The organism is Arthrobacter flavus, from assembly GCF_039526005.1.
Taxonomy (GTDB): Bacteria; Actinomycetota; Actinomycetes; order Actinomycetales; family Micrococcaceae; genus Arthrobacter_D; species Arthrobacter_D flavus.
This window is the reverse complement of sequence record NZ_BAAAIJ010000001.1, coordinates 50,128-71,931: the sequence shown is the minus strand read 5'-3', so window position 1 is coordinate 71,931 and position 21,804 is coordinate 50,128. Positions and strand designations below refer to the sequence as shown.

At 65.5% G+C, this 21,804-nt stretch carries 23 protein-coding genes and 1 riboswitch; of the genes, 16 read left to right on the top strand and 7 right to left on the bottom strand.

The features are described 5' to 3' along the window. Window positions 1-134: 134 nt before the first annotated feature. Window positions 135-1,268: an ABC transporter permease gene (locus tag ABD059_RS00380; RefSeq protein ID WP_343877029.1), complete on the bottom strand. Its 1,134-nt coding sequence runs from the start codon at window positions 1,266-1,268 to the stop codon at window positions 135-137. Further along, on the bottom strand, window positions 1,265-2,197 hold the full coding sequence (locus tag ABD059_RS00375) for an ABC transporter ATP-binding protein (protein ID WP_343877028.1): 933 nt from the start codon (window positions 2,195-2,197) through the stop codon (window positions 1,265-1,267). The genes ABD059_RS00380 and ABD059_RS00375 overlap by 4 nt, the downstream gene beginning before the upstream one ends. Window positions 2,198-2,362: 165 nt before the next feature. On the opposite strand from ABD059_RS00375, the gene ABD059_RS00370 reads away from it, so the two are divergent. Then, window positions 2,363-3,655 (top strand): aspartate kinase, encoded by a 1,293-nt coding sequence (locus ABD059_RS00370; protein ID WP_343877027.1) that lies wholly within the window; start codon window positions 2,363-2,365, stop codon window positions 3,653-3,655. A gap of 43 nt (window positions 3,656-3,698) precedes the next feature. On the opposite strand, the gene ABD059_RS00365 is transcribed toward ABD059_RS00370, so the two are convergent. Further along, on the bottom strand, window positions 3,699-3,932 hold the full coding sequence (locus ABD059_RS00365) for a hypothetical protein (RefSeq protein ID WP_343877031.1): 234 nt from the start codon (window positions 3,930-3,932) through the stop codon (window positions 3,699-3,701). A 154-nt stretch (window positions 3,933-4,086) separates the two neighbouring features. Between ABD059_RS00365 and ABD059_RS00360 the strand changes: the two genes are divergently transcribed. Next, a complete protein-coding gene (locus ABD059_RS00360; RefSeq protein ID WP_343877026.1) occupies window positions 4,087-4,722 on the top strand; it encodes a maleylpyruvate isomerase family mycothiol-dependent enzyme in 636 nt (211 codons plus the stop codon). Between the two features lie 30 nt (window positions 4,723-4,752). Here ABD059_RS00360 and ABD059_RS00355 read toward each other — a convergent pair whose 3' ends face one another. Continuing rightward, entirely contained in the window at window positions 4,753-4,959 is a 207-nt protein-coding gene (locus tag ABD059_RS00355) for a hypothetical protein (RefSeq protein ID WP_343877025.1), read from the bottom strand. Window positions 4,960-5,069: 110 nt separating this feature from the next. Here ABD059_RS00355 and ABD059_RS00350 point away from each other — a divergent pair, with 110 nt between their 5' ends. From ABD059_RS00350 to purL, 5 genes are all read left to right on the top strand, one after another. After that, window positions 5,070-6,047: a 3-methyladenine DNA glycosylase gene (locus ABD059_RS00350; protein ID WP_343877024.1), complete on the top strand. Its 978-nt coding sequence runs from the start codon at window positions 5,070-5,072 to the stop codon at window positions 6,045-6,047. Between the two features lie 50 nt (window positions 6,048-6,097). Next, on the top strand, window positions 6,098-6,640 hold the full coding sequence (locus ABD059_RS00345; protein WP_343877023.1) for a subtilase-type protease inhibitor: 543 nt from the start codon (window positions 6,098-6,100) through the stop codon (window positions 6,638-6,640). Between the two features lie 170 nt (window positions 6,641-6,810). Further along, entirely contained in the window at window positions 6,811-7,083 is a 273-nt protein-coding gene (gene purS, locus ABD059_RS00340) for a phosphoribosylformylglycinamidine synthase subunit PurS (RefSeq protein ID WP_343877021.1), read from the top strand. A 2-nt stretch (window positions 7,084-7,085) separates the two neighbouring features. After that, window positions 7,086-7,841 carry a phosphoribosylformylglycinamidine synthase subunit PurQ gene (purQ, locus tag ABD059_RS00335; RefSeq protein WP_377959500.1) on the top strand — a complete coding sequence of 252 codons (756 nt, stop codon included), beginning with the start codon at window positions 7,086-7,088 and terminating at the stop codon, window positions 7,839-7,841. Further along, the gene (gene purL, locus ABD059_RS00330) at window positions 7,842-10,154 is read left to right on the top strand and encodes a phosphoribosylformylglycinamidine synthase subunit PurL (RefSeq protein ID WP_343877019.1); all 2,313 of its coding nucleotides are present in this window, start codon (window positions 7,842-7,844) and stop codon (window positions 10,152-10,154) included. A 175-nt stretch (window positions 10,155-10,329) separates the two neighbouring features. On the opposite strand, the gene ABD059_RS00325 is transcribed toward purL, so the two are convergent. Continuing rightward, the gene (locus tag ABD059_RS00325) at window positions 10,330-10,857 is read right to left on the bottom strand and encodes a DUF1990 domain-containing protein (RefSeq protein WP_343877018.1); all 528 of its coding nucleotides are present in this window, start codon (window positions 10,855-10,857) and stop codon (window positions 10,330-10,332) included. Further along, a complete protein-coding gene (locus tag ABD059_RS00320) occupies window positions 10,844-11,239 on the bottom strand; it encodes an MmcQ/YjbR family DNA-binding protein (protein ID WP_343877017.1) in 396 nt (131 codons plus the stop codon). The genes ABD059_RS00325 and ABD059_RS00320 overlap by 14 nt, the downstream gene beginning before the upstream one ends. A 60-nt stretch (window positions 11,240-11,299) precedes the next feature. On the opposite strand from ABD059_RS00320, the gene ABD059_RS00315 reads away from it, so the two are divergent. Beyond that, complete coding sequence (locus tag ABD059_RS00315; protein ID WP_343877015.1) at window positions 11,300-12,127, top strand: DUF1206 domain-containing protein; 828 nt, start codon at window positions 11,300-11,302, stop codon at window positions 12,125-12,127. A gap of 17 nt (window positions 12,128-12,144) precedes the next feature. Here the strand turns inward: ABD059_RS00315 and ABD059_RS00310 are convergent, their stop codons facing one another. Then, on the bottom strand, window positions 12,145-12,561 hold the full coding sequence (locus ABD059_RS00310; RefSeq protein ID WP_343877013.1) for a CoA-binding protein: 417 nt from the start codon (window positions 12,559-12,561) through the stop codon (window positions 12,145-12,147). A gap of 225 nt (window positions 12,562-12,786) precedes the next feature. Between ABD059_RS00310 and ABD059_RS00305 the strand changes: the two genes are divergently transcribed. From ABD059_RS00305 to ABD059_RS00270, 8 genes are all read left to right on the top strand, one after another. Continuing rightward, entirely contained in the window at window positions 12,787-13,599 is an 813-nt protein-coding gene (locus ABD059_RS00305; RefSeq protein ID WP_343877011.1) for an ABC transporter ATP-binding protein, read from the top strand. A 131-nt stretch (window positions 13,600-13,730) separates the two neighbouring features. Beyond that, window positions 13,731-14,774, top strand: coding sequence for an aliphatic sulfonate ABC transporter substrate-binding protein (locus ABD059_RS00300; protein WP_343877010.1), 1,044 nt, complete (start codon window positions 13,731-13,733; stop codon window positions 14,772-14,774). Further along, a complete protein-coding gene (locus ABD059_RS00295; RefSeq protein ID WP_343877009.1) occupies window positions 14,771-15,685 on the top strand; it encodes an ABC transporter permease in 915 nt (304 codons plus the stop codon). Before ABD059_RS00300 ends, ABD059_RS00295 begins: the two co-directional genes overlap by 4 nt. Continuing rightward, window positions 15,676-17,628: an acetate--CoA ligase gene (acs, locus tag ABD059_RS00290; protein ID WP_343877008.1), complete on the top strand. Its 1,953-nt coding sequence runs from the start codon at window positions 15,676-15,678 to the stop codon at window positions 17,626-17,628. Before ABD059_RS00295 ends, acs begins: the two co-directional genes overlap by 10 nt. A 174-nt stretch (window positions 17,629-17,802) precedes the next feature. Beyond that, a complete protein-coding gene (locus ABD059_RS00285) occupies window positions 17,803-18,498 on the top strand; it encodes an acetate uptake transporter family protein (protein ID WP_343877007.1) in 696 nt (231 codons plus the stop codon). A gap of 70 nt (window positions 18,499-18,568) precedes the next feature. Then, a riboswitch (SAM riboswitch) is annotated at window positions 18,569-18,673 on the top strand. Between the two features lie 6 nt (window positions 18,674-18,679). Continuing rightward, on the top strand, window positions 18,680-19,825 hold the full coding sequence (gene sfnG / locus ABD059_RS00280) for a dimethylsulfone monooxygenase SfnG (protein WP_343877006.1): 1,146 nt from the start codon (window positions 18,680-18,682) through the stop codon (window positions 19,823-19,825). After that, window positions 19,825-21,156 carry an O-acetylhomoserine aminocarboxypropyltransferase/cysteine synthase family protein gene (locus ABD059_RS00275; RefSeq protein ID WP_343877005.1) on the top strand — a complete coding sequence of 444 codons (1,332 nt, stop codon included), beginning with the start codon at window positions 19,825-19,827 and terminating at the stop codon, window positions 21,154-21,156. Before sfnG ends, ABD059_RS00275 begins: the two co-directional genes overlap by 1 nt. Beyond that, the gene (locus tag ABD059_RS00270; RefSeq protein WP_343877004.1) at window positions 21,153-21,656 is read left to right on the top strand and encodes a CoA-binding protein; all 504 of its coding nucleotides are present in this window, start codon (window positions 21,153-21,155) and stop codon (window positions 21,654-21,656) included. Before ABD059_RS00275 ends, ABD059_RS00270 begins: the two co-directional genes overlap by 4 nt. Window positions 21,657-21,804: the final 148 nt, after the last annotated feature.

Genomic DNA, 21,804 nt, shown 5'->3' with positions numbered 1-21,804 from the left:
ACCACTATTTTCCCAAGTCAGAGCACTCTTTCCCTGCTTAAACACGCCCCGAACCACACATCCGATGAAAACCCGGGGCTAGTTCCCTCCCCGCATGGCGACCCGATGGCGCCGGCACCCGAGCCCGGGTGGGATCAGGCGACCCGGGTCCCCTGTGCGAGCCGCCGGGCCGGGGTCACCAGCTTCCGCTGACCGAGCCACAACAGCCCGCCGGCAAGCGCCGACTGCAGCACCAGCCCGAGGGGCCAGATCGGGAACCGGTCTTCGGGCAAAACCGGACCGAGACCCTGCGACTCTTCGCAGGTGATGTCATAGTCGGGTCCGGCCTGCAGGAAGCGGACACCCTGGCTGATGCCCTCCATCACGCCGGACGGCTGAGTCCCGGTGTTAACCGGCTGCGATACCTGCCCAAAATCACCACCGCGGGAGTACGGCACCGAATCCGCCACAATGACGAAGGGGTTGGCTGCCAGCAACCAGGCCGTCCGTTCGGTGTGGTGCACGGTCTGGATCTGGGTCCGGGTGATGCACTCCATCTCGGCGGAGGGTGGCAGCGCCACCGAATAATCGGTATCCGGCGGATAGTCCAGGTAGGAGTAGGTCACCTCTGCGTTCTCCTCCTCGATCAGCGCGTAGCTCAGGCCGAAGGTAATCAGGGTGCCGATCCCCAGCAGGGCGACCACCATATAGGTGGTGACGATGGAGAAGAGCGGTCGGTTGGCCAGCGCCGAAATGCCGATACCGATCGCCGAGACGATCCCCAGTTCCACGCTGAGCATCAGCAGCGAGACGAAAGCCTCCGCGGGATTGACCCCGCCCAGCGCGAGCGCCCAGAAAATGAACGGGGTACTGACCAGAAGGAAGGCGAGCGAGGCAACCCAGGAGGCGAGCCATTTGCCCCACAAGATTTGCCCCGGGGTGAGCAGTGTGATCTGCAGGATGGCGAGCGTCCCGGCCGCTCGATCACCGTTCACGGCATTGGCTGAGAGTCCCGGCGCCACCAGCAGCCCAAAGAAGAGGACGAACCCCACCACCAGGTCGAAGAGGATGGCTCCCGACCCGAACGTTGCGGCGGTGGTCACGGATGCCAGCAGGAACACCAGACCGATGACGACGAACCAGACACCCAGCATGATGTACCAGGCGCGGGCGCGGAGCCGCTGCCGCATTTCGAGGCCGAACACGGCTTTGACGCCGCTCCAGTAGGCCAGTGCCAGGTCTGGGGACGCGCCGGTCGTGCCCGGCTGCTCTGTGATTGAAACGCTCATTGTCTGTCCGTATCGAGGCTCATATAGGTTTCTTCGAGGGCGCCGCCGGCCGGCGCGAAGGCGGTGATCGCGACGTCGGCCATCACCAGGGTGCGGAGTAGCCAGGCCGCCTGGTCGGTGCTGCTGACCATCACCTGATACTCGGATCGGCGGGAGTCGCCACGCATCTCGAACTCGACGCCGTGGCTGGCGAGGGCATCCGCCAGTGGCTGCATGGGTTCCGCCTGAATGTAGTAGCGGCGGATCTGGGTGCCGGCCTCATCGAGCGTCTGGTTTTTGACCGACTCGCCACGGTTGATGAACACCGCGCGGTCGGCGATTTCGTCGAGCTCCGACAGCACATGACTCGACACCACCACAGTCTTCCCCTGGTCCGCCAGGGAGCGGAGCGTGGCGCGAAGTTCCACCCGGGACCCCGGGTCCAACCCCGATGCCGGTTCGTCAAGGAGGAGTACCGCCGGATCGTGGATCAACGCCCGTGCCAGACTCAGTCGCTGCTGCTGTCCCCGGGACAGCACCCGTGCAGGCTGGTCGGCAAATTCCTCCAGGCGTACGGCGGCGAGCAGCTCTGCAGCCCGTGACCGGCGCTCCTCAACAGGCATTCCATAGAGCGAACCCATCACGGTGAGGATCTCGGTAGCGGTCAGCGATTCCCACACCCCCAGGGTGTCAGGCATCCACCCGACCCGGCGCCGCACAGCCGCCGCGTCCTGCATCGGGTCCACCCCACCAACCGTGAGAGTCCCGGTGTCGGGCGCGAGGAGCGAGGCAAGGATCAGCAGCAGGGTGGTCTTGCCCGAGCCGTTAGGCCCAATGAGCGCTGTCACCTCGCCGGGTGGTGCCGCAAAGTCTATGTGCCTGATGGCCGCAACGGAGCCGAAACTCCGCGCAATCCCCCTGGCAACGATTCCCCCATACTCGTTGTTCATAAGGTGAACCCTATGCGACTTGTGTCACCTCTCGGGGATCTGGACGGAACAATCGGACGCGCAATTGGCTGCCACAAAAGGCGCGGGGCTAAACTTGGACCGTCAACCGAGGCGCCGTAGTCGTCGAGCGGCACCACCTACAAACATTCGTCAGCGAGCGTGCGCATGAGCCTGATCGTCCAAAAATTCGGTGGTTCCTCAGTGGGGGACGCCGCCGGGATTAGACGTGTCGCGCAGCGGATCGTCCAGACGCAGCGCGCCGGCCACCAGGTGGTGGTGGTGGTATCGGCGATGGGCGACAGCACTGATGAGCTCCTCGACCTCGCCGCGCAGGTCTCGAACGACGTCGCCGCAGCCCCCCGCGAGATGGATATGCTCCTGAGCGCCGGTGAACGTATTTCAATGGCTCTCCTGGCGATGGGCATCCAGGGTCTCGGCTCCTCCGCCCAGTCTTTCACCGGCAGCCAGGCCGGCATGATCACTGACGCCATCCACGGCCGTGCGCGCATCATTTCGGTGTCCCCGCATCGGATCAAGACCGCAATCGACCGCGGCGACGTCGCGATTGTCGCCGGGTTTCAGGGTATGAGCCGGGAAAGCAATGACATCACCACCCTCGGTCGCGGCGGGTCGGATACGACGGCGGTGGCGCTCGCCGCTGCGCTGAACGCTGACGTGTGCGAGATTTACACAGACGTGGACGGGATCTATACGGCTGATCCGCGGGTGGTGCCCAGCGCCCGGAAGATCGACGAGATTTCCAGTGAGGAAATGCTGGAGATGGCGGCCTCGGGCGCGAAAATCCTGCATCTGCGTAGCGTCGAATACGCACGGCGGTTCGGGGTCCGGCTACACGTCCGGTCCTCGTTCAGCGAGCAGGAAGGGACCTGGGTCCTGCCCAGCCCCGACGACCAAATCAAAATTCAAGAGGGAGATCCCATGGAACAACCCATTATCTCGGGCGTCGCCCACGACCGTTCGGAAGCGAAGGTCACGGTGGTGGGCGTTCCCGACATTCCCGGCAAGGCCGCAGAGATCTTTGGCATCGTCGCGGGGGCGCACTCCAACATCGACATGATCGTGCAGAACGTCTCCACGCACGGTTCGGGCCGCACCGACATTTCCTTCACCCTGCCGATCGTCGAGGGCTCCGAGGCATTGGCCGCGTTGAAGAACGCCCAGGACCATGTGGGCTATGAAAGCGTCGACTACAACGAGAAGATCGGCAAGCTTTCGCTGATCGGCGCAGGCATGAGGTCCAACCCGGGGGTGTCCTACCGGTTCTTCAAAGCGCTGTCCGACGCCGGAGTGAACATCGACATGATTTCCACCTCCGAGATCCGCATTTCGGTCGTGACGGACGCCGACCTGCTGGACCGCGCCGTCCGTGCTGTGCACGCGGCGTTTGATCTGGACGGCGAGACGGTCGCTACGGTTCACGCAGGTAGCGGACGCTAATCCTCGGTGTGAAGGACCTTTTTGCCTGACCAGTCGGGGTATTTCATTGGAGGTTCGGGGGCGGGACCGGCGGGTGCTCTTTCCGCACGGCGTAGTGGTGGCCCTCCGAATCTTCCTCCACCTCGAACCCGGCGAGGTCCGCCTCAGAGGCCTGCTCGAACTCGTCGTGTCGGTGAACCACGGGAAGGGTGGGATCGCTCCGCTCAGCCGGGCCCATGAATACTTTGGCTGGGTTCTTCAGCCATTTTCGAGGGGAACTCTTGCTGGGATTACCCATTCGAACCGCCTTCTCTCTTCGCGATACGCTGTTGGCCAATTTTACCGCCAACGCATCGAAAAGGCGCCTGCATTCCGGGCGCTATCCTTCCGTTTCTGAGCTGTGTCCACCACAATCGATACATAGACCACCAGGCCTACCCAAGGAACCCTCGATGCGGAACTCGGCAGCAGCAGTCTGGCAGACGGTCCACACCGAACGACGGCATCTTGCCGCAGATTTGTCCGATCTGGACGAAACACAGTGGGCAGTTCCTTCGCTCTGCCCCGGTTGGACTGTCCACGATGTGCTCGCGCACCTCGTGGATACAGCCCAGACCGGCAGGGTCTCCTTTGTCCGTGACCTTCTGGCGGCGCGAATGGACTTTGACCACGCGAACGAAATCGGTATTGCTCGCACCCGGCGGGATGACCCGCGGGATACGCTCGCCGCGTTCATGGACACGGCGCATCTCACTCGGACACCTCCGGCCAACCTTGCAACCCGGTTGGTCGAGGCAATTGTGCATGGTGAGGACATTCGCCGTCCGCTGGGTCTTCGCGGGAGCTATCCCAACCGAGCGGTGCTGCAGGCTCTCGCCTACCAGCTACGGACCCGTGTCTCCTACGGGGGCGATCGTGAGCGGGCCGCCGGGCTGCGGCTGATCGATCGCGGGACCGGAACATCGTGGGGGCTGGGTGACGACGTCGAAGGGGATCCCCTCGACCTGTTGGTGGCGGTCTCGGGGCGGCCGGTCGGTCCAGAGCGCCTGGCGGGCAGCGGCGCGCACCGTCTGATCGGTGCCGCCTGAAAGTCGCCGTCTGATCGGCGCCGCGTGGCCTTAGCTCTTCGGAATGATGTAGGTGCTGCCGTCGGGCCGCTTCACCGTCTCCCACTGTGACGCGTCTGCTTCGCGTTCCTTCAGCGATGCCTGGTTCTCACTGGTCATCGGGTGGTCCAGGGCACTGCTCTGCGCCGGCCCGAACACCGCTCGCGCACGTCCGGTCGCCTTCATGAACCGGTGCACAAAACTGGGCTTACTAGCCATACTGTTCCTCCCGCGGGTCCTGCTTGACCGAGTGTCTTCACCTATTATCCTCCTGCGCTGACAGGCCCGGCGCTTCGACCGGAGTGCGGGGCCGGTGAGACACTGGGACGGTGAGTAGCTCAACAATCAATGCGCCGACGTCGGCCCGCCCGCGCACCCTCACGGTGCTCCAGCGGGACGAGTGGATTGCCGCTGCCGAAACTCACCGGGCAAGAGTGGAGCCGTTTGCGCAGCCCTACCTGAACCGTCGCGCAGCAGGGAAAAAGCACCCGGTGGAAGATTTCCTGTTCACCTACTACACCCAGAAACCTGGCCCCCTGGCGCGGTGGCACCCGGGCGCCGGCGTCGTGCTTTTGGGTCCCGAGGCCGCCGAGCGGGCCGGCTGGAAACACTATCGGCTGCTCACCGGCGCCGAGCGTACGGCGCTGGCGCTGGCCGACGAGGACGTCGCCGTCACCGCGGACGTCGACGGCTTTCGGCAGGACCGGGCAGAAGCACTGGATTTCGCGGCCATCATTGTTCGCCGTACGCAGGCCCGGCGGGCGCAACTCGGTTGTTTCGGGTTGCATGAGTGGGCCATGGCATACCGGTCCCAGGTCAACGGCGTGCGGCATGAGTATCTCGAACTCCGGCTGGGGGCTGAAGGAACCGATCAGTTGGTGGAGGACAGCCGGATCAGCTGCACCCACTTCGACGCGTTCCGCTTCTATACGCCGCAGGCTGCACCGCTGAACGTGCTGCAGCCCACCAGGGAAACACAACGCGACCTTGAACAACCGGGCTGCCTACACGCCAACATGGACCTCTACAAGTGGGCCTACAAGCTCAGTCCTTTGCTGCCGAGCGATCTGGTGATGGACTGTTTTGAGCTTGCCTGGCGGATCCGCGCAATGGACATGCGGGCGTCGCCCTATGACCTCGGCGCGTGGGGTTACGCGCCGATCCGCATCGAAACCCCTGAGGGCCGCGCCGAATACGCCCGGCTGCAGCGTGGGTTCTCCGAGGAGTCACAGCAGCTTCGGCAACGATTGGGTACCGCTTTGGAGACACTGGAACCCGCGGGCACCGAGCAGACGTTGGATCAGTGAACCACCGGCGCCCCGCAGTACGTCCTATCACGGCAAGTGAAGGAGCTCCCATGATCCGTGAACCTCAACCCCGACACCAGATGTCGCGGGTGAACCATCTCCTCGGTGCAGGTGTACTGCTCCTGGCTCTTGCGGGATGCGGTGCCGAAGGCGGCGGCCCGGCGCCCGGGGCCACCAGCGCCGCGCCCACCCCAGAAGCCACGACGGTCACCCCCGGGCCATCAGCATCCCCCGGGGAGGGTGCCACCTTTGATTCGCAGCTCACAGTGATCGTGACAGCCGGCGACGACGTCGAACCCGTCACCTACGGGTTGAACTGTGCCGCCGGGAGCCCGGTGGGCGAATCGGCGTTGCCCGATCCAGCCGCGGCCTGCGCAGTGCTGGCGGAGCACGGCGACCTGATCATGACGGAACCGGACCCGGACGCGATGTGCACCATGGAGTACGGAGGACCGGAGACCGCCGTCGTGACCGGCACCCTCGACGGCGAACAGATCGACGCGTCCTTCTCCCGTGAGAACGGGTGTGAGATCGACAGGTGGAGCATGTTCGAACCGCTACTCGGAACCCCGGGCGGCACCGGCGCCCTGTGACCGCCGCCCGGGTTTTCACGAGTGACACCGTCAAAAACACTGCTGGTAGGCGATCCCCGTTAGACTGATAGCGCAAGCTCGCGGAGCGCTGGATTCACCACACTTCTCAGCGTGAGACGGCACCTCCGAAGCCACTGCATTTAACGCACCTTGAGCCCAGGAGTTACCGGATGCCCCGGATAGTTGTCGACGTCATGCCCAAACCCGAGATCCTTGACCCGCAGGGCAAGGCCATTGCCGGCGCACTGCCCCGGCTGGGCTTTACCGGTTTCTCCGGAGTCCGGCAGGGCAAGCGTTTCGAGCTCACCGTTGACGGCGAGGTCACTGAGGAACTGCTGGAGCAGGCACGGACCGCCGCCAGCACCCTGCTGTCGAACCCGGTCATCGAGGACGTCACCCGTGTGGAGGTCCTTGCCGACAACACCGCCGAGGGCGAGCAGTGACCCTGGAAACCGACGCACCGTTCGGCGCTCCAGCCTTGGATTCCGTCCGGGTCGGCATTGTCACCTTCCCCGGCTCGCTCGATGACCGCGACGCGGCACGCGCAATACGCCTCGCCGGCGGCACCGCAGTCCCGCTCTGGCACGGGGACCACGACCTGCAGGGTGTGGACGCCGTCGTCGTCCCCGGTGGTTTCTCCTACGGGGACTACCTACGTGCTGGCGCCATTTCCCGGTTCGCGCCGCTGATGGAGCAGATCACCGCTGCCGCGTCCGGCGGCGAGCGCGCCCTGCCCGTCCTGGGCATCTGTAACGGGTTCCAGGTCCTCACCGAGGCCCACCTGTTGCCCGGTTCAATGATCAAGAACAACCACCTGCATTTCCTCTGCCGCGACCAGCGGTTGCGCGTGGAGAATGCCGACACGGCATGGACCGCTTCCTACGCGGCCGGTGACGAGATCGTGGTCCCCCTGAAGAACCAGGATGGACAATTCGTCGCCGACGAGCGCACCCTCGACGAGCTGGAGGGCGAGGGCCGGGTGGTGTTCCGTTACGTCGGCGCCAACCCCAACGGTTCACGCCGCGACATCGCCGGGATCTCCAACGCCGCCGGCAACGTGGTGGGCCTGATGCCGCACCCCGAGCACGCGGTCGAGGCGGGTTTTGGCCCGGATTCCTCTGCTGCAGGGCTGGTTGGTGTCCGCGGTGGCACCGACGGACTCGGAATATTCACCTCTGTACTGAAGAAGCTGGTTAAGTAAGTGACGATCAATAGCTCCTCCGCGCCCGCCGAGGCCCGTAAGTTCAACATTGACACCGTGGCCCACGCCGCCGAAACTCCCGACGTCGAACTGCCCTGGGCCGCCCTCGGCCTGAAGGAGAACGAGTTCGACCGGGTTGTCGAGATCCTTGGACGCCGCCCCACCGCCGCCGAGTTGGCGATGTACTCGGTGATGTGGAGCGAGCACTGCTCCTACAAGTCCTCAAAGGTGCACCTGGCTCAGTTCGGCGACAAGGTCACCGACGCCATGAAGGAGCATCTTCTGGTGGGCATCGGCGAGAACGCCGGCGTCGTCGACATCGGTGACGGCTGGGCCGTGACGTTCAAGGTGGAATCCCACAACCACCCCTCCTTCGTGGAGCCATACCAGGGCGCTGCGACCGGCGTCGGCGGCATTGTCCGCGACATTATTTCCATGGGCGCCCGCCCGGTGGCGATCATGGATCCGCTGCGGTTCGGCGCCATCGACCACCCGGACACCCCGCGCCTCGTGCACGGGATCGTCTCCGGCATCGGCGGCTACGGCAACTCCCTCGGCCTGCCGAACATCGGCGGCGAGGTGGTGTTCGACTCCGTCTACCAGGGCAACCCGCTCGTGAACGCCCTTGCCGTCGGCGTCCTGCGCCATGAGGACATCCGCCTCGCCAACGCCTCCGGCGTCGGTAACAAGGTGGTGCTCTTCGGCGCCCGCACCGGCGGCGACGGCATCGGCGGCGCCTCGGTGCTGGCCTCCGAGTCCTTCGACGCCGACAAGCCCTCCAAGCGGCCCGCCGTCCAGGTGGGCGACCCGTTTGCCGAGAAGGTGCTCATCGAGTGCTGCCTCGAGCTCTTCAAGGCCTCGGTGGTGGAGGGTATCCAGGACCTGGGTGCCGCCGGGATCTCCTGCGCCACCTCCGAGCTGGCGTCCAACGGCGACGGCGGCATGCACGTCGAGCTGACCGATGTGCTGCTCCGCGATCCATCGCTGACCCCCGGCGAGATCCTGATGTCCGAGTCACAGGAACGCATGATGGCCGTGGTCACCCCGGCCAACGCCGCCGCGTTCGAGGCCATCATGGACAAGTGGAACGTCGAATATTCGTGGCTGGGTGAGGTCACCGACACGGGCCGGCTCATCATCGAGTGGGACGGCGAGAAGATTGTCGACGTCGACCCGCGGACCGTCGCCCACGATGGGCCCGTCTACCACCGGCCGTTCCACCGCCCCGAGTGGCTCGACGCGCTGCAGGAGAACACCTTCGACGGCGACCGGCTGACCGACGGCGACTCCCTTCGCGCCGCGGTGCTGGAACTGATGTCTTCACCGAACATGTGCTCCAAGGACTGGATCACCAACCAGTACGACAGGTTCGTGCAGGGCAACACCGCTCTCGCCATGCCCGACGACGCCGGCGTGGTCCGGGTGGATGAGGAAACCGGTCTCGGCGTGGCCATCTCCACTGATGCCAATGGCCGCTACTCCTACCTCAACCCCTACGAGGGTGCCCGGCTGGCCCTCGCCGAGGCCTACCGCAACGTTGCCACCACCGGTGCCAAGCCGCTGGCTGTCACCGACTGCCTGAACTTCGGCTCCCCCGAGGACCCCGAGGTGATGTGGCAGTTCGCCGAGACTGTGCGCGGCCTCGCCGACGCCTGCCAGGAACTCGGCGTCCCGGTCACCGGCGGCAACGTGTCCCTCTACAACCAGACCGGTGGAGTGCCCATCCACCCGACCCCCGTGGTTGGTGTGCTTGGCGTGTTTGACGACGTCGCCCGCCGCACTCCGTCAGGCTGGCGCGACGACGGGCAGGCCATCTACCTGCTCGGCGCCACCCGGGACGAGCTGGACGGCTCGGAGTGGGCCAACCTGCGCGGCCACCTCGGCGGGCAACCACCGGTAGCCAATCTGACGGCTGAGAAGACCCTCGCCGCGATCCTGATCAACGCCTCCCGGGACGGCATGATCGACGCCGCCCACGACCTCTCCGAGGGCGGCCTCGCGGCTGCACTCTCCGAGTCGGCGCTGCGCTTCGGTGTGGGCGCGCGGATCGGGATCGATGAACTGTGCGAGCGCGACGGCATCGACCCGTTCACTGCCCTGTTTTCCGAGAGCCAGGGTCGCGCCGTCGTCAGCGTCGCCCGTTCGGAAGAGGTGCGGTTCAACGACATGTGCACGGCGCGCAACTACCCGCACCTGCGGATCGGTGTGGTCGACGTCGAGAACGGTGCACTGGACGTGCAGGGCCACTTCACCCTGCCGTTGGAGGAACTGCGGAAAGCCCACGAGGCGACCCTGCCCGGTCACTTCGCCTGACCGCTGGCCGGGTCCCGTTGCTGGTCCTGCTGCGGCTGACCACCCGTTGACCGTGCAGGTCTCCCCACCTTGTCGCCTTGACCGCCCAGAAACGCTGCGTGTTGCGCTGCGACACGCAGGATAAGGGCCAGAACGTGGGGGAACCTGCACGCGCCCGACTCATCGGGGGCGGCGGTTAAGCGGCCAACCGCTGTGCCGTGGCCAGGTACCGGCGGGTGACCAGCTCCTGGAAAAAGCGGGCCACCGGGGCGCCGAGAGTGAAGAACCAGTTGGCGTGCTGGCTGAAGGCAAAGACCTCGAAGTACACGGCACCATCCGGCTCAAGCACGGCGATGAACGCTTCCTCGCCCCGTTCGGGGTGGCCCGGCAGCGTGCCGTACCCGAATCCGGCGCGCTGCGGTCCGCCGTCGTCGTCGCCCGGCTCCTCGACCCACACCACCCGGCAGGGGGCTGGAAGGCGCAGCCTACCCACCCCAAACGCGGGCACGACGTCGACCCCGACGCTGGCACGAGCCTGCCCCGGGGGAACCCGCAACCCGGCACCGCGATGCAACTGCCAGGACAGGATCCCCTCGGCGAGTCGGACGTAGGCGGCGTGCCCCGCACCGACCCGGACTCGCCGGGTCACCCGGCGGAACCCTGCTGGAGATTCGCCCCGCTGGCTCAGGCCGATGGTGGGGTAGGTGAAATCAGGAGTCGTCATCTGCTGCCAATCTGCTCCAGCCGAGCATTACACGGTCCCGGACGGGCAGGGATGCCACCACCAGGTCGTACGAATCCTCAATCATGTCCCGGATCATCGGATCCGGTAGATCCCCGGTGCACGACACACCGTTCCAGTGGGTTTTGTTCAGGTGGTAGGCACCCACAATTTCGGGGTGCGCGGCGCGGAGCTGTTCGGCGAGGAGTGGATCGCATTTCAGGCTCACCGACAGCTCAGGGGCGGAAAGGTCTGACAGGGCAAACATCTTCGCGGCACCGCCCGGCGCCTTCACCTTGAACACCGAGGCGAGGGGACCGAAGGGGAAGTCCTCATAGGTTCCCGGCAGCGCGAGACAGAACTCCCGCAGAACAACTGGATCCATGGGCCGAGCTTACCGCCAAAGGATGGCAGGATAGGAGAAAACCAACCGCAGGAGTGCATCATGGGCGAGGCCAAACGCCAGGCCGGCAAGGCGAAGGACACCGCCGAGGACGTATCGGACTCGAAAGCTTTCGAGGTCCTCGCAAGGGCCGGTTACATCGCTGCAGGGCTCCTGCATATTCTGCTGGGCGTGATCGCCCTTCGGGTGGCGATGGGCGGGTCCGGGGAAGCCGATCAGGGCGGTGCAATCAGCGCCCTCGGCGACGGCCCCGGCGGCTCGCTCCTCCTGTGGGCGTGTGCGATCGGATCGATCGCCCTGGCACTGTTCATGCTCAGTGAGGTGTTCTTCGGTGCCCGCGGCCTGAAGGACTCCGACAAGCTGAAGTTCCGCGCCAAGAACGGCGCCAAAGCCGTCACCTACGGCGTGATCGGCGGAACCTTCGCCACCTACGCTGCCGGCGGCGGGAGCGACAGCGGTGAGAGCACCCAGGGGGTCAGCGCCACCCTCATGTCCAACCCGGCAGGTTCGGTCCTGCTGATGGCGGTTGGTGCGGGGGTCATGGTGGTCGGCGGCTACTTCGTGTACAGCGGGGTCACCAGGAAATTCAAGGAGAACCTGAAGAGTCTTCCGGGCAAGGGCGCCGGCCAGGCGATCGTTCGTCTGGGAATGGCGGGGTACGTGGCCAAAGGAGTGGCACTGCTCGTCCTGGGCCTGCTCTTCATTGTGGCGACCATCAACAACGATCCTGAGGAATCCACCGGCTTGGACGGCGCGCTGAAATCCCTGCAGGATCAGCCGTACGGCGCGTGGATCCTGGGCGCCGTGGCAGTGGGCCTGATTGCGTACGGCGTGTTTATGGTGATCCGGTCCCGCTACCAGAAGATGTAGCGGGTCCAGAGCTCCAGTTAGAGCCCCAGACCCGGCGCCTCGATGGCCGGGCAGGTATTCATGACGACGTCGAGCCCTGCCGCCTTGGCGCGTTCCACCGCGGCCTCGTCGATCACCCCGAGCTGCAACCAGACCGCCTTCGCGCCCACCTCGATGGCCTGATCCACCACCGCTCCGACCTTCGACGAGTTCACGAAACAATCGACGACGTCGATGTCCCCGGGAATGTCAGCGAGCCGCTGATACCCCTTGCGGCCATGTACGTCGTCGCCCTTGAGGCTGACCGGGACCACGTCCATTCCGAGGTGATCGATCAGGAACCGTGAGACTCCGACTGCCGCCCGCCGGGGGTTGTTGGAGAGCCCCACCACCGCCCAGCGTGCGGGAGTTGTGAGGAGCGTGCGGATCACTTCAGGATCGTTGCTGTGTGCCATGGCGGTGTGCCCTTTCGCTGTAATCGGTCGGATTGTTACGCCAATACTTGCGAAGAACCCGTGCACAGGAGTTTAGTGGTGATTGACCATCCCGAGCGGCCGAGAGACCTGGATCGATGAAGCCGCAGCAACCCTGGCCATCCGGCTGACCATTTGCAGAGCAACAGTGCAGAGGGCAGCCGGTGACAGTAGGGTGCTACCGCCAGGATCGATGGAGTTAACCCTATGACCGTTCTGGCATCACCACAGTCCCGTTCCACCGTGTCCGCCAAGCAGGCGCTCAACGTGCAGTTCACCGGCCTCGGTCGCAGTTTTGGACCCGCCACTGACCGGCGCACCGTCCTCCGCGACATCAACTTCGAGGTCAACGCGGGGGAAGTACTCGCCATCCTCGGCCCGAGCGGCTGCGGCAAATCCACGCTGCTGCGGGCAGCCGCCGGGTTGGACTCCCTCAACGCCGGGTCCGTCTTGATTGACGGTACCGAAGTGCACGGCATCGACGAACGGTGTGCTGTGGCTTTCCAGGAGCCCCGACTGCTGCCCTGGCACACCCTGCAGGCCAATGTCGCTATTGGCCTGCCCAAGGCGTCCAGTGCCAGCGTGGGCAAGGCCAAGGTCGCCGAACTGCTGCAACTGGTCGAGCTCGACCAGTTCGCCAAGCACCGCCCGCGGGAAGTCTCCGGCGGAATGGCGCAGCGCGCTTCGCTGGCCCGGGCACTGGCGCGGAACCCCGGGGTCCTCCTCCTCGACGAGCCGTTCGGTGCCCTGGACGCCCTCACCCGAATCAAAATGCAGGACCTCCTGCTCGACATCCACCGGGCCCAACCCACCACCGTGCTGCTGGTGACCCACGACGTCGACGAGGCGCTGCAACTGGCAGACCGCATCATCATCCTGGGCTCCGACGGCGACCTGCCGGGCGCCACCATCACCGAGGTCCTCACCGTCCCCGGCGACCGCCCCCGCGACCGCAACGCGGCCGAGCTCGGCCGGATGCGCAGCTCGTTGCTGGCCTCCCTGGGAGTCACCGGCCACTAGGCCGCGCCTTCTCCTGCCCTCCGGGCTTCTCTTTTGTCACCCACCCCGGCGCGCCGTGCCGCACCGTACCCACCCTTTTTGCTCGTCTCACCCACCTCGTCTCAGACGATCCGTCTCACCGAAGGACACTCATGAACCGCCACCCATCACCCCACCCCCGCCGCACCACACTGGGCGCGGCCTCCCTCGCCGTCATCGCCTCCTTCGCCCTGACCGGGTGCATGGCCGGTGAGGACGCCGTCGGCACCGCTGGTCCGGCGGGTGGCGAGCTGAATATCGACTTCGCCACCTACAACCCCCTGAGCCTGGTCATCAAGGAACAGGGCTGGCTTGAGGATGAGCTGGCGGAGGAAAACGTCACCGTCAACTGGATCCAATCCGCCGGGTCCAACAAGGCCAACGAGGCGCTGCGTGCGGGCGCCATCGACGTCGGCTCCACCGCGGGCTCGGCAGCGTTGCTCGCCCGGTCCAACGGTTCACCCATCAAGACGATCGACATCTACTCCCAACCTGAATGGGCTGCCCTGGTCACCACACCGGATTCGGGCATCGAGAACATCGAGGACCTGCGGGGCAAGTCGATCGCCGCCACCAAGGGGACGGACCCGTACTTCTTCCTGTTGCAGGCACTCGAGGCCGGCGGGGTGGATCCCTCCGAGGTGACGGTGCAGAACCTGCAGCACGCCGACGGCCGGGCCGCGCTCGCCAACGGATCGGTGGACGCCTGGTCGGGCCTCGACCCGATCATGGCCTCAGCTGAGCAGGATGGGGCCACCCTTTTCTTCAGGGACATCGACTTCAACACCTACGGTTTCCTCAACGCGACCGAGGAATTCCTTGAGGAATCCCCCGAACTGGCCCAGACCGTGGTGAACGCCTACGAAAAGGCCCGCGAATGGGCCATCGAGAACCCCGAAGAGACAGCCGAAATCCTCGCCGAGGTGGCAGGGATCGACGTCGAGATCGCCAACGCGGTCATCATTGACCGAACCAACCTGGACGTTGACCCCGCCCCGGGTGATGCACAGCGGGCAGTGCTGGAGAAGATCGGTCCGGTGTTCGTCGAATCCGGTGACGTCTCCAGCCAGGAACAGGTTGACGAAGCGCTCGACAGCCTCTTTGATGACTCCCTGGTGCGCAACGCGGACCCGACGGCGATTGAGGCCTCCTCATGACTCACCTCGGGAACCCGTACGTCACCGGGAACAGCGTCACGGGCGTGAGCAAGACTTCCCTGGAAGCCTCAAGCTCAGCCGTGGCAACGGCAGACGCCACCCAGCCGCCGCCCGAACGGGGCGGACCGGCACATGGATGGTCCCAGACCGGTCCGCTGCGGCGCGGTTGGGTGCGTCTGCTCCTTGGGCTGATTCTGCCCGGGCTGATTATCACCATCTGGCAACTGAACTCAGTCACCGGCCTGTTCAGTGCTGTCCAGGTCCCGCCCCCCGCGGCGGTCTTCAGCGCCGCCGTCGAACTGATCCAGCGCGGTGAGCTGTGGACGCACATCGGCATCTCCACGCAACGGGTCCTGCTGGGCTTCACCTTCGGCGCGGCCCTGGGACTGGTAATCGGTTCGCTGGTGGGGTTGTCCCGGATTGCAGACGCCCTGCTGGCACCGACCATCGGTGCATTGCGTGCCGTCCCGTCGCTGGCCTGGGTTCCCCTGCTCATCCTGTGGATGAAAATCGGCGAGGATTCGAAGATCACCCTGATCCTCATCGGCGCCTTCTTCCCCGTCTTCACCACGGTGTACCTCGCGCTACGGCACGTGGACCGGAACCTGGTGGAGGCCGGCCGGGCGTTCGGGTTGAAAGGCTTCAAACTGCTGACCACGGTGCAACTCCCGGCCGTGATTCCGTCGGTGTTCTCCGGTCTCCGGTTGGGCCTGGCCCAGGCGTGGCTGTTCCTGGTGGCTGCGGAACTGATCGCCTCCTCCCTAGGACTCGGATATCTGTTGAGCGATTCGCAAAACAACGGGCGGGTAGACAGGATCTTCCTGGCCATCATCCTGCTGGCCATCATCGGTAAAACCACCGACGCCCTCCTGGGGATCGCCGAGAAGTGGGCGGTCCGGCGATGGGCCTGAGTCTGCAGGAGGCCGACCCCCTGACCGAGACGGACCGTCTGGCGTTCTGGGAACAGCAGGCGCGCAGGCTCGACTGGGCTGCGGAGTGGACGACGGCGCACAGCTTTCAGCCAGCCCGACCGGTATCGGATGGCACCGACGGGCAGCTGACCGTCCCGGTGATTGAATGGTTCGCTGGGGGCCGCCTGAATGTGGCGCACAACTGTGTGGACCGGCACGTCGACGCCGGGTTGGGGACCAAGGTGGCCCTGCACTTCGAGGGCGAGCCCGGCGACCGGCGCACGGTCACCTACGCGGATCTGCAGGACGAGGTGTCCCGGGCCGCCAACGCGTTGTTGGCCCTGGGGATCGGAACGGGCGACCGGGTGGTGATCTACCTCCCGGTCCTGGTGGAGACAGTGGTGATCACCCTGGCCTGCGCCCGGATCGGGGCGGTCCATTCACTGGTGTTCGGCGGCTTCTCGGCCGAAGCCCTCCGGTTCCGGGTCGAGGACACCGGTGCCAAACTGCTGGTGACCACCGACGGGCAGTACCGTCGCGGCGCTGCGGTGCCGGTGAAGACCAACGCCGACCAGGCGGTGGCCGGGTCAGACAGCATCGAGCATGTCCTGGTGATCCGCCGCACCGGCGACGACGTCGAGTGGACCGAGGGCCGCGACGTCTGGTGGCACGACGTCGTCGACTCCGCCTCCCCTCAGCACACCCCTGAAGCGTTCGACGCCGAGACGCCCCTGTTCATCATGTACACCTCCGGTACCACGGGGAAGCCCAAGGGCCTGGTGCACACGTCCGGCGGCTACCTCACCCAGGCCTCCTGGAGTTTCGAGCACCTGTTCAGCCACCCCGACCCTGAACAGCGGAAGCACGACGTCCACTGGTGCACCGCCGACCTGGCCTGGGTCACCGCCCACACCTACGAGATCTACGGACCGCTCTCCAACGGTGCCACCCAGGTGATCTTCGAGGGCACCCCGAACACGCCGCACCCAGGCCGGCACTTCGAGATCATCGAACGCTACGGCGTGACCAGCTACTACACCGCGCCCACCCTGATCCGGTCCCTGATGGGCTGGTTCCCGGACGGCGTGCCAGCCAGCTACGACCTGTCCTCCATCCGGCTGCTCGGCACCGTCGGCGAAGCCACCAACCCCGAGGCATGGCGCTGGTTCCGGGAACACCTCGGAGCGGGCACCGCACCCGTGGTGGATACCTGGTGGCAGTCCGAGACCGGCGCGACCATCCTCTCCCCCCGCCCGACCGACCCCTCGTTCAAGCCGGGCTGCGCCTCCCGCGCACTGCCCGGTGTCAGCACCCGGATTGTCGACGACGCCGGGAACCCGGCACCGGCCGGCGAGCAGGGCCTGATCGTGGTGGACCGCACCGGTCCGGCGATGGCCCGCACTGTCTGGGGTGACCCGCAGCGCTACCTCGATTCCTACTGGCGGAAGTTCGCCACCCAGGGCTGGTTCCTCGCCGGGGACGGCGCGAGGTATGACGACGACGGCGACACCTGGATCCTGGGGCGGGTGGACGACGTGCTCAACGTGTCCGGGCACCGGCTCTCGACCATCGAAATCGAATCGGCCCTGGTCGCCCACCCGTGGGTGGTCGAGGCGGGAGTCTGCCCGGTCTCCGATCCCCGGACCGGTCACGCCATCGCAGCGTTCGTGGTCCTGTCCCCCTCGGCCGGCACCGATCCGACCGACGGGGCGGACGTGGTCCGGGTGCTGCGGGACCACGTCGCAACCGTGATCGGACCGATCGCGAAACCGGCCGCCGTCGTCGTCGTCGACGACGTTCCCAAGACCCGGTCCGGCAAGATCATGCGCCGGCTCCTGACCCAGCTGTACGAAAACACGGCCCTCGGTGACACCACGTCGCTGCAGAACGAGGGGTGCGTGCCCGGTATCGCGGCGGTACTCGCTGCACGCAGCGACCCGTAGCTGCGCGCAGCGACCCGCGCCTCCTTCCGGTGAGCAACCTGGACATCGGTGGTCACCATGTCCCTCACGAATGTCCAGGTTGACCCGCACTGTCCAGGTTGCTCACCCTTCCGGGCATCGATCCCCCAGGAGGAAGCGTTTGCGCTGATACCGCGCGTGTGATCGGGTGAGAACATGAGCGTTGACGAGGATGAACAGGGGCGGCGCGAGGAACGGCTGGCGATCACCCGGATTGTGCTCCGGCCCACCGGAACACCCCTCCCCCTGGCGTTCATGGCGCTGGCCGTGGCGACCATCGGCGTCAGCGCACTGCAATTGGGGATTATTCCGACCCAGGAGGAACAGATCGTTGCGCTGGGGATCCTGGTGCTCACGGTGCCGCTGCAATTGTTCTCCTCAATCATCGGCTTCGGTGCCCGCGATCCGATTGCCGGGACAGGGATGGCCATGGTCGCCGGCACCTGGGCGCTGATCGCGGTGGCGATGCTGGTCACCCCGGACGGCGCATCGATTTCCGCGCTCGGGGTGCTGCTGATTACCGCGGCGCTGGCCATGCTGGCACCGATCCTGGGCGCGAAAGGCAAACTGGTGGCTGCAGCAGTGCTCGCTGGTTCCGCGCTGCGGTTCGCTATCACCGGCGTCGCCCACCTGACCGGCTCGGACGGGTGGGAAACCGCCGCCGGAATCTTTGGGTTCGCCCTCGGTGCGCTGGCGATCTACGCGGCAATCGGCTTCGAAACGGAGGAAGCCGGCGGGCCGTTCCATCTCCCGCTGCTGCGCCGCGGATCGGGCACCAAACCGCTGGCCGACGACATGGGTGAACAGGTCGAAGGGATTGCCCGGGAGGCGGGCGTCCGCCGCCAGCTCTAAAAGGGCTTCCACCTGCTGCAACGGAGAGCAACAATGTTGGCCCACGGGGGTGGTGCTGTCACACTGGTGGAGACCATCCCGAGCGGTTGAGAGATCTGGCTCATTGACACCGCAGCAACCCTGGCCACTGCCTACGGCAGTGACATTAGGGTGCTAATGCCAGGCACGATGGAGGATCACTATGGCTATTGACCTTTCCCAACCCCTGAAGTTCGCGTACTGGGTTCCCAATGTGAGCGGCGGCCTGGTGGTCTCCACCATTGAGCAGCGCACCAGCTGGGATTTCGAGTACAACAAGAAGCTGGCCCGCATCGCCGAGAACGCCGGCTTCGAGTACGCCCTCTCGCAGACCCGGTATGCGGCGAGCTACGGGGCGGACAAGCAGCACGAGGCGACGTCGTTCTCGCTGGCCCTGCTCGGCGCGACCGAGAAGCTGAAAGTGATCGCCGCCGTCCATCCGGGCATGTGGCAGCCCGGTGTCCTCGCGAAGTTCATCATCACCGCCGACCACATTTCCGGTGGTCGAGCGGCCGTGAACATTGTGTCGGGCTGGTTGAAAAGCGAGTTCACCGGTTTCGGTCTCCCCTGGCTGGAGCACGACGAACGCTACGTCCGCACCGAGGAGTTCATCAGGATCCTCCGCGGCCTCTGGACAGAGCAGAACTTCTCGCAGTCCGGCAAGTATTACAACATCACCGACTTCACCCTCAACCCGCCACCGGTTGACGTGCCCGGGCGGCCGCACCCCGAAGTCTTCTTCGGGGGAAACTCCACCGCCGCGCAGGCCACTGCCGGCCGGGTGGCCGACTGGTACTTCTCCAATGGGAAAGACCTTGAGGGGTTCAAGGAGAACATCGCCGGTGTGCAGGCCTCAGCCGCCGACGTCGGCCGCCACCCCCGGTTCGGACTCAACGGTTTTGTGATTGCCCGCGACACCGAGAAAGAAGCCCGCGAGACCCTCCGGGAGATTGTGGCCAAGGCGCACAAACCGGCGGTGGAAGGGTTCCGCAGCGCGGTCCAGGAGGCTGGGGCCTCGACCAAGGATGGCAAGGGCATGTGGGCGGACTCGTCCTTCGAGGACCTGATCCAATACAACGACGGCTTCAAAACCCAGCTGATCGGCACCCCCGAGCAGGTTGCGGAACGGATCGTCGAGTACAAGAAGATCGGCGTGAACCTGATGCTGACCTGCTACCTGCACTTTCAGGAGGAGGTCGAAGCCTTCGGCAAAGACATCCTCCCCATTGTCCGCGAACTTGAGGCGGACCTCGCCCGTAAAGCGGGCCTAGATTTCAATGTTGACAACCAGATTAAGGCAGGTGTCTGATGGCTGATCGCAGCTTCGGTTTCCGCACACGCGCTCTTCACGCGGGTGGCACCCCCGACTCGGCACATGGTGCCCGGGCCGTCCCCATTTACCAGACGACGTCGTTCGTGTTCAAGGACACGAACGACGCCGCCAACCTCTTCGCGCTCCAAAAGTACGGCAACATCTACTCACGGATCGGCAACCCCACGGTCGCCGCCTTCGAGGAGCGGATCGCTTCCCTGGAGGGTGGCATCGGGGCGGTCGCGACGGCGTCGGGCATGAGCGCCGAATTCATCACCTTCGCTGCGCTCTGCCAGGCAGGGGACCATATTGTCGCCGCGTCGCAGCTGTACGGCGGCACCGTCACCCAGCTCGACGTGACGTTGCGCCGGTTCGGCATCGACACAACCTTCGTCCCCGGTACTGATCCCGCTGACTATGCTGCGGCCATCCAGGACAACACAAAGGCCGTGTACGCCGAGGTAATCGCGAACCCCTCGGGGGAAATCGCCGACATCCAGGGGCTGGCGAAGATCGCCCACGACGCCGGTGTCCCACTGATCATCGACTCCACCCTGAGCACCCCCTACCTGATCCGACCCATCGAGCACGGGGCCGACATTGTGATCCACTCCGCGACGAAGTTCATCGGCGGGCACGGGACCACCCTGGGCGGCGTCGTCGTCGAAGCTGGAACCTTCAACTGGGGTAATGGCCGATTCCCCACCATGACCGAGCCGGTCCCGTCCTACGGCAATATCCAGTGGTGGGCCAACTTCGGCGAGTACGGCTTCCTGACCAAGTTGCGCACCGAGCAGCTGCGGGACATCGGCCCGTCGCTGTCCCCCATGTCCGCGTTCCAGCTGCTTCAGGGGGTCGAGACGCTGGCCCAGCGGATGGATGAACACCTCTCGAACGCGCAGGCGGTCGCCGAGTGGCTGGAGAACGATCCGCGGGTGGAGTACGTCAACTATGCGGGGCTGCCCTCGCATCGGCATTTCGAGAGGGCGGCCAAGTATCTGCCGCAAGGCCCCGGCTCGGTGTTCAGCTTTGGGGTGAAGGGCGGCCGCGTGGCGGGGCAGACGTTCATCGAGTCGCTGCAGCTGGCCTCACACCTGGCCAACGTGGGCGATGCCCGCACCCTGGTCATCCACCCCGGGTCGACGACGCATCAGCAGCTCTCCGCCGAGCAGCTGGTCACGGCGGGTGTCCCCGAGGATCTGGTGAGGATTTCGATCGGACTCGAGGATCTGGACGATATCCTGTGGGACATCGACCAGGCACTGGACCTTGCCACTGCAAACCCAAAGGGGACGACACCTACACCGCACGAGGGAGTGACTGCATGAGCGCCGATCTGGAAACGGCACGGACCTGGGAGGGCCCGTCTGCCCCCGAACGACTCTCGCTCCTGCGTCATGCCAAGTCGGTGGCGATCATCGGGGCGTCGGATAAACCCTCCCGCGCGTCGTACTTCGTCGCCACCTACCTGCAGTCGTCGGCGCCTTACCGCCTGTACTTCGTGAACCCGGTGGCGAAAGAGATTCTGGGGCAGCCCGTGTACGCGTCCCTGGCCGACCTGCCGGAAGTCCCCGACATCGTCGATGTGTTCCGTAAGCACGATGACTTGCCCAGCGTCCTGGAGGAGATAAAAGCCGTTGGCGCGAAAACGCTGTGGCTGCAGTTGGGGTCCTGGCATGAGGACGTCGCCCACGACGCCGAGGAGGCTGGCCTCAACGTGGTGATGGACCGCTGCCTCAAGATTGAGCACGCGCGGTTCCACGGTGGCCTGAATCTGGCCGGCTTCAACACCGGAGTGATCTCCTCGAAACGGCAAGTCACCGCGTAGCCCCGCAAACACGCCGCGAACTTTCGTAGGATCCCGCAGAAACGGCCGCGAGGCCCAGATCCGCCGGTTGGAACCGGCCATTCTTGGGCTCGGGGCCGTTTCTCTGCGCCAGGGTAGGCAAGTCGGGGGCGCGCCAGCGGGACTCGAG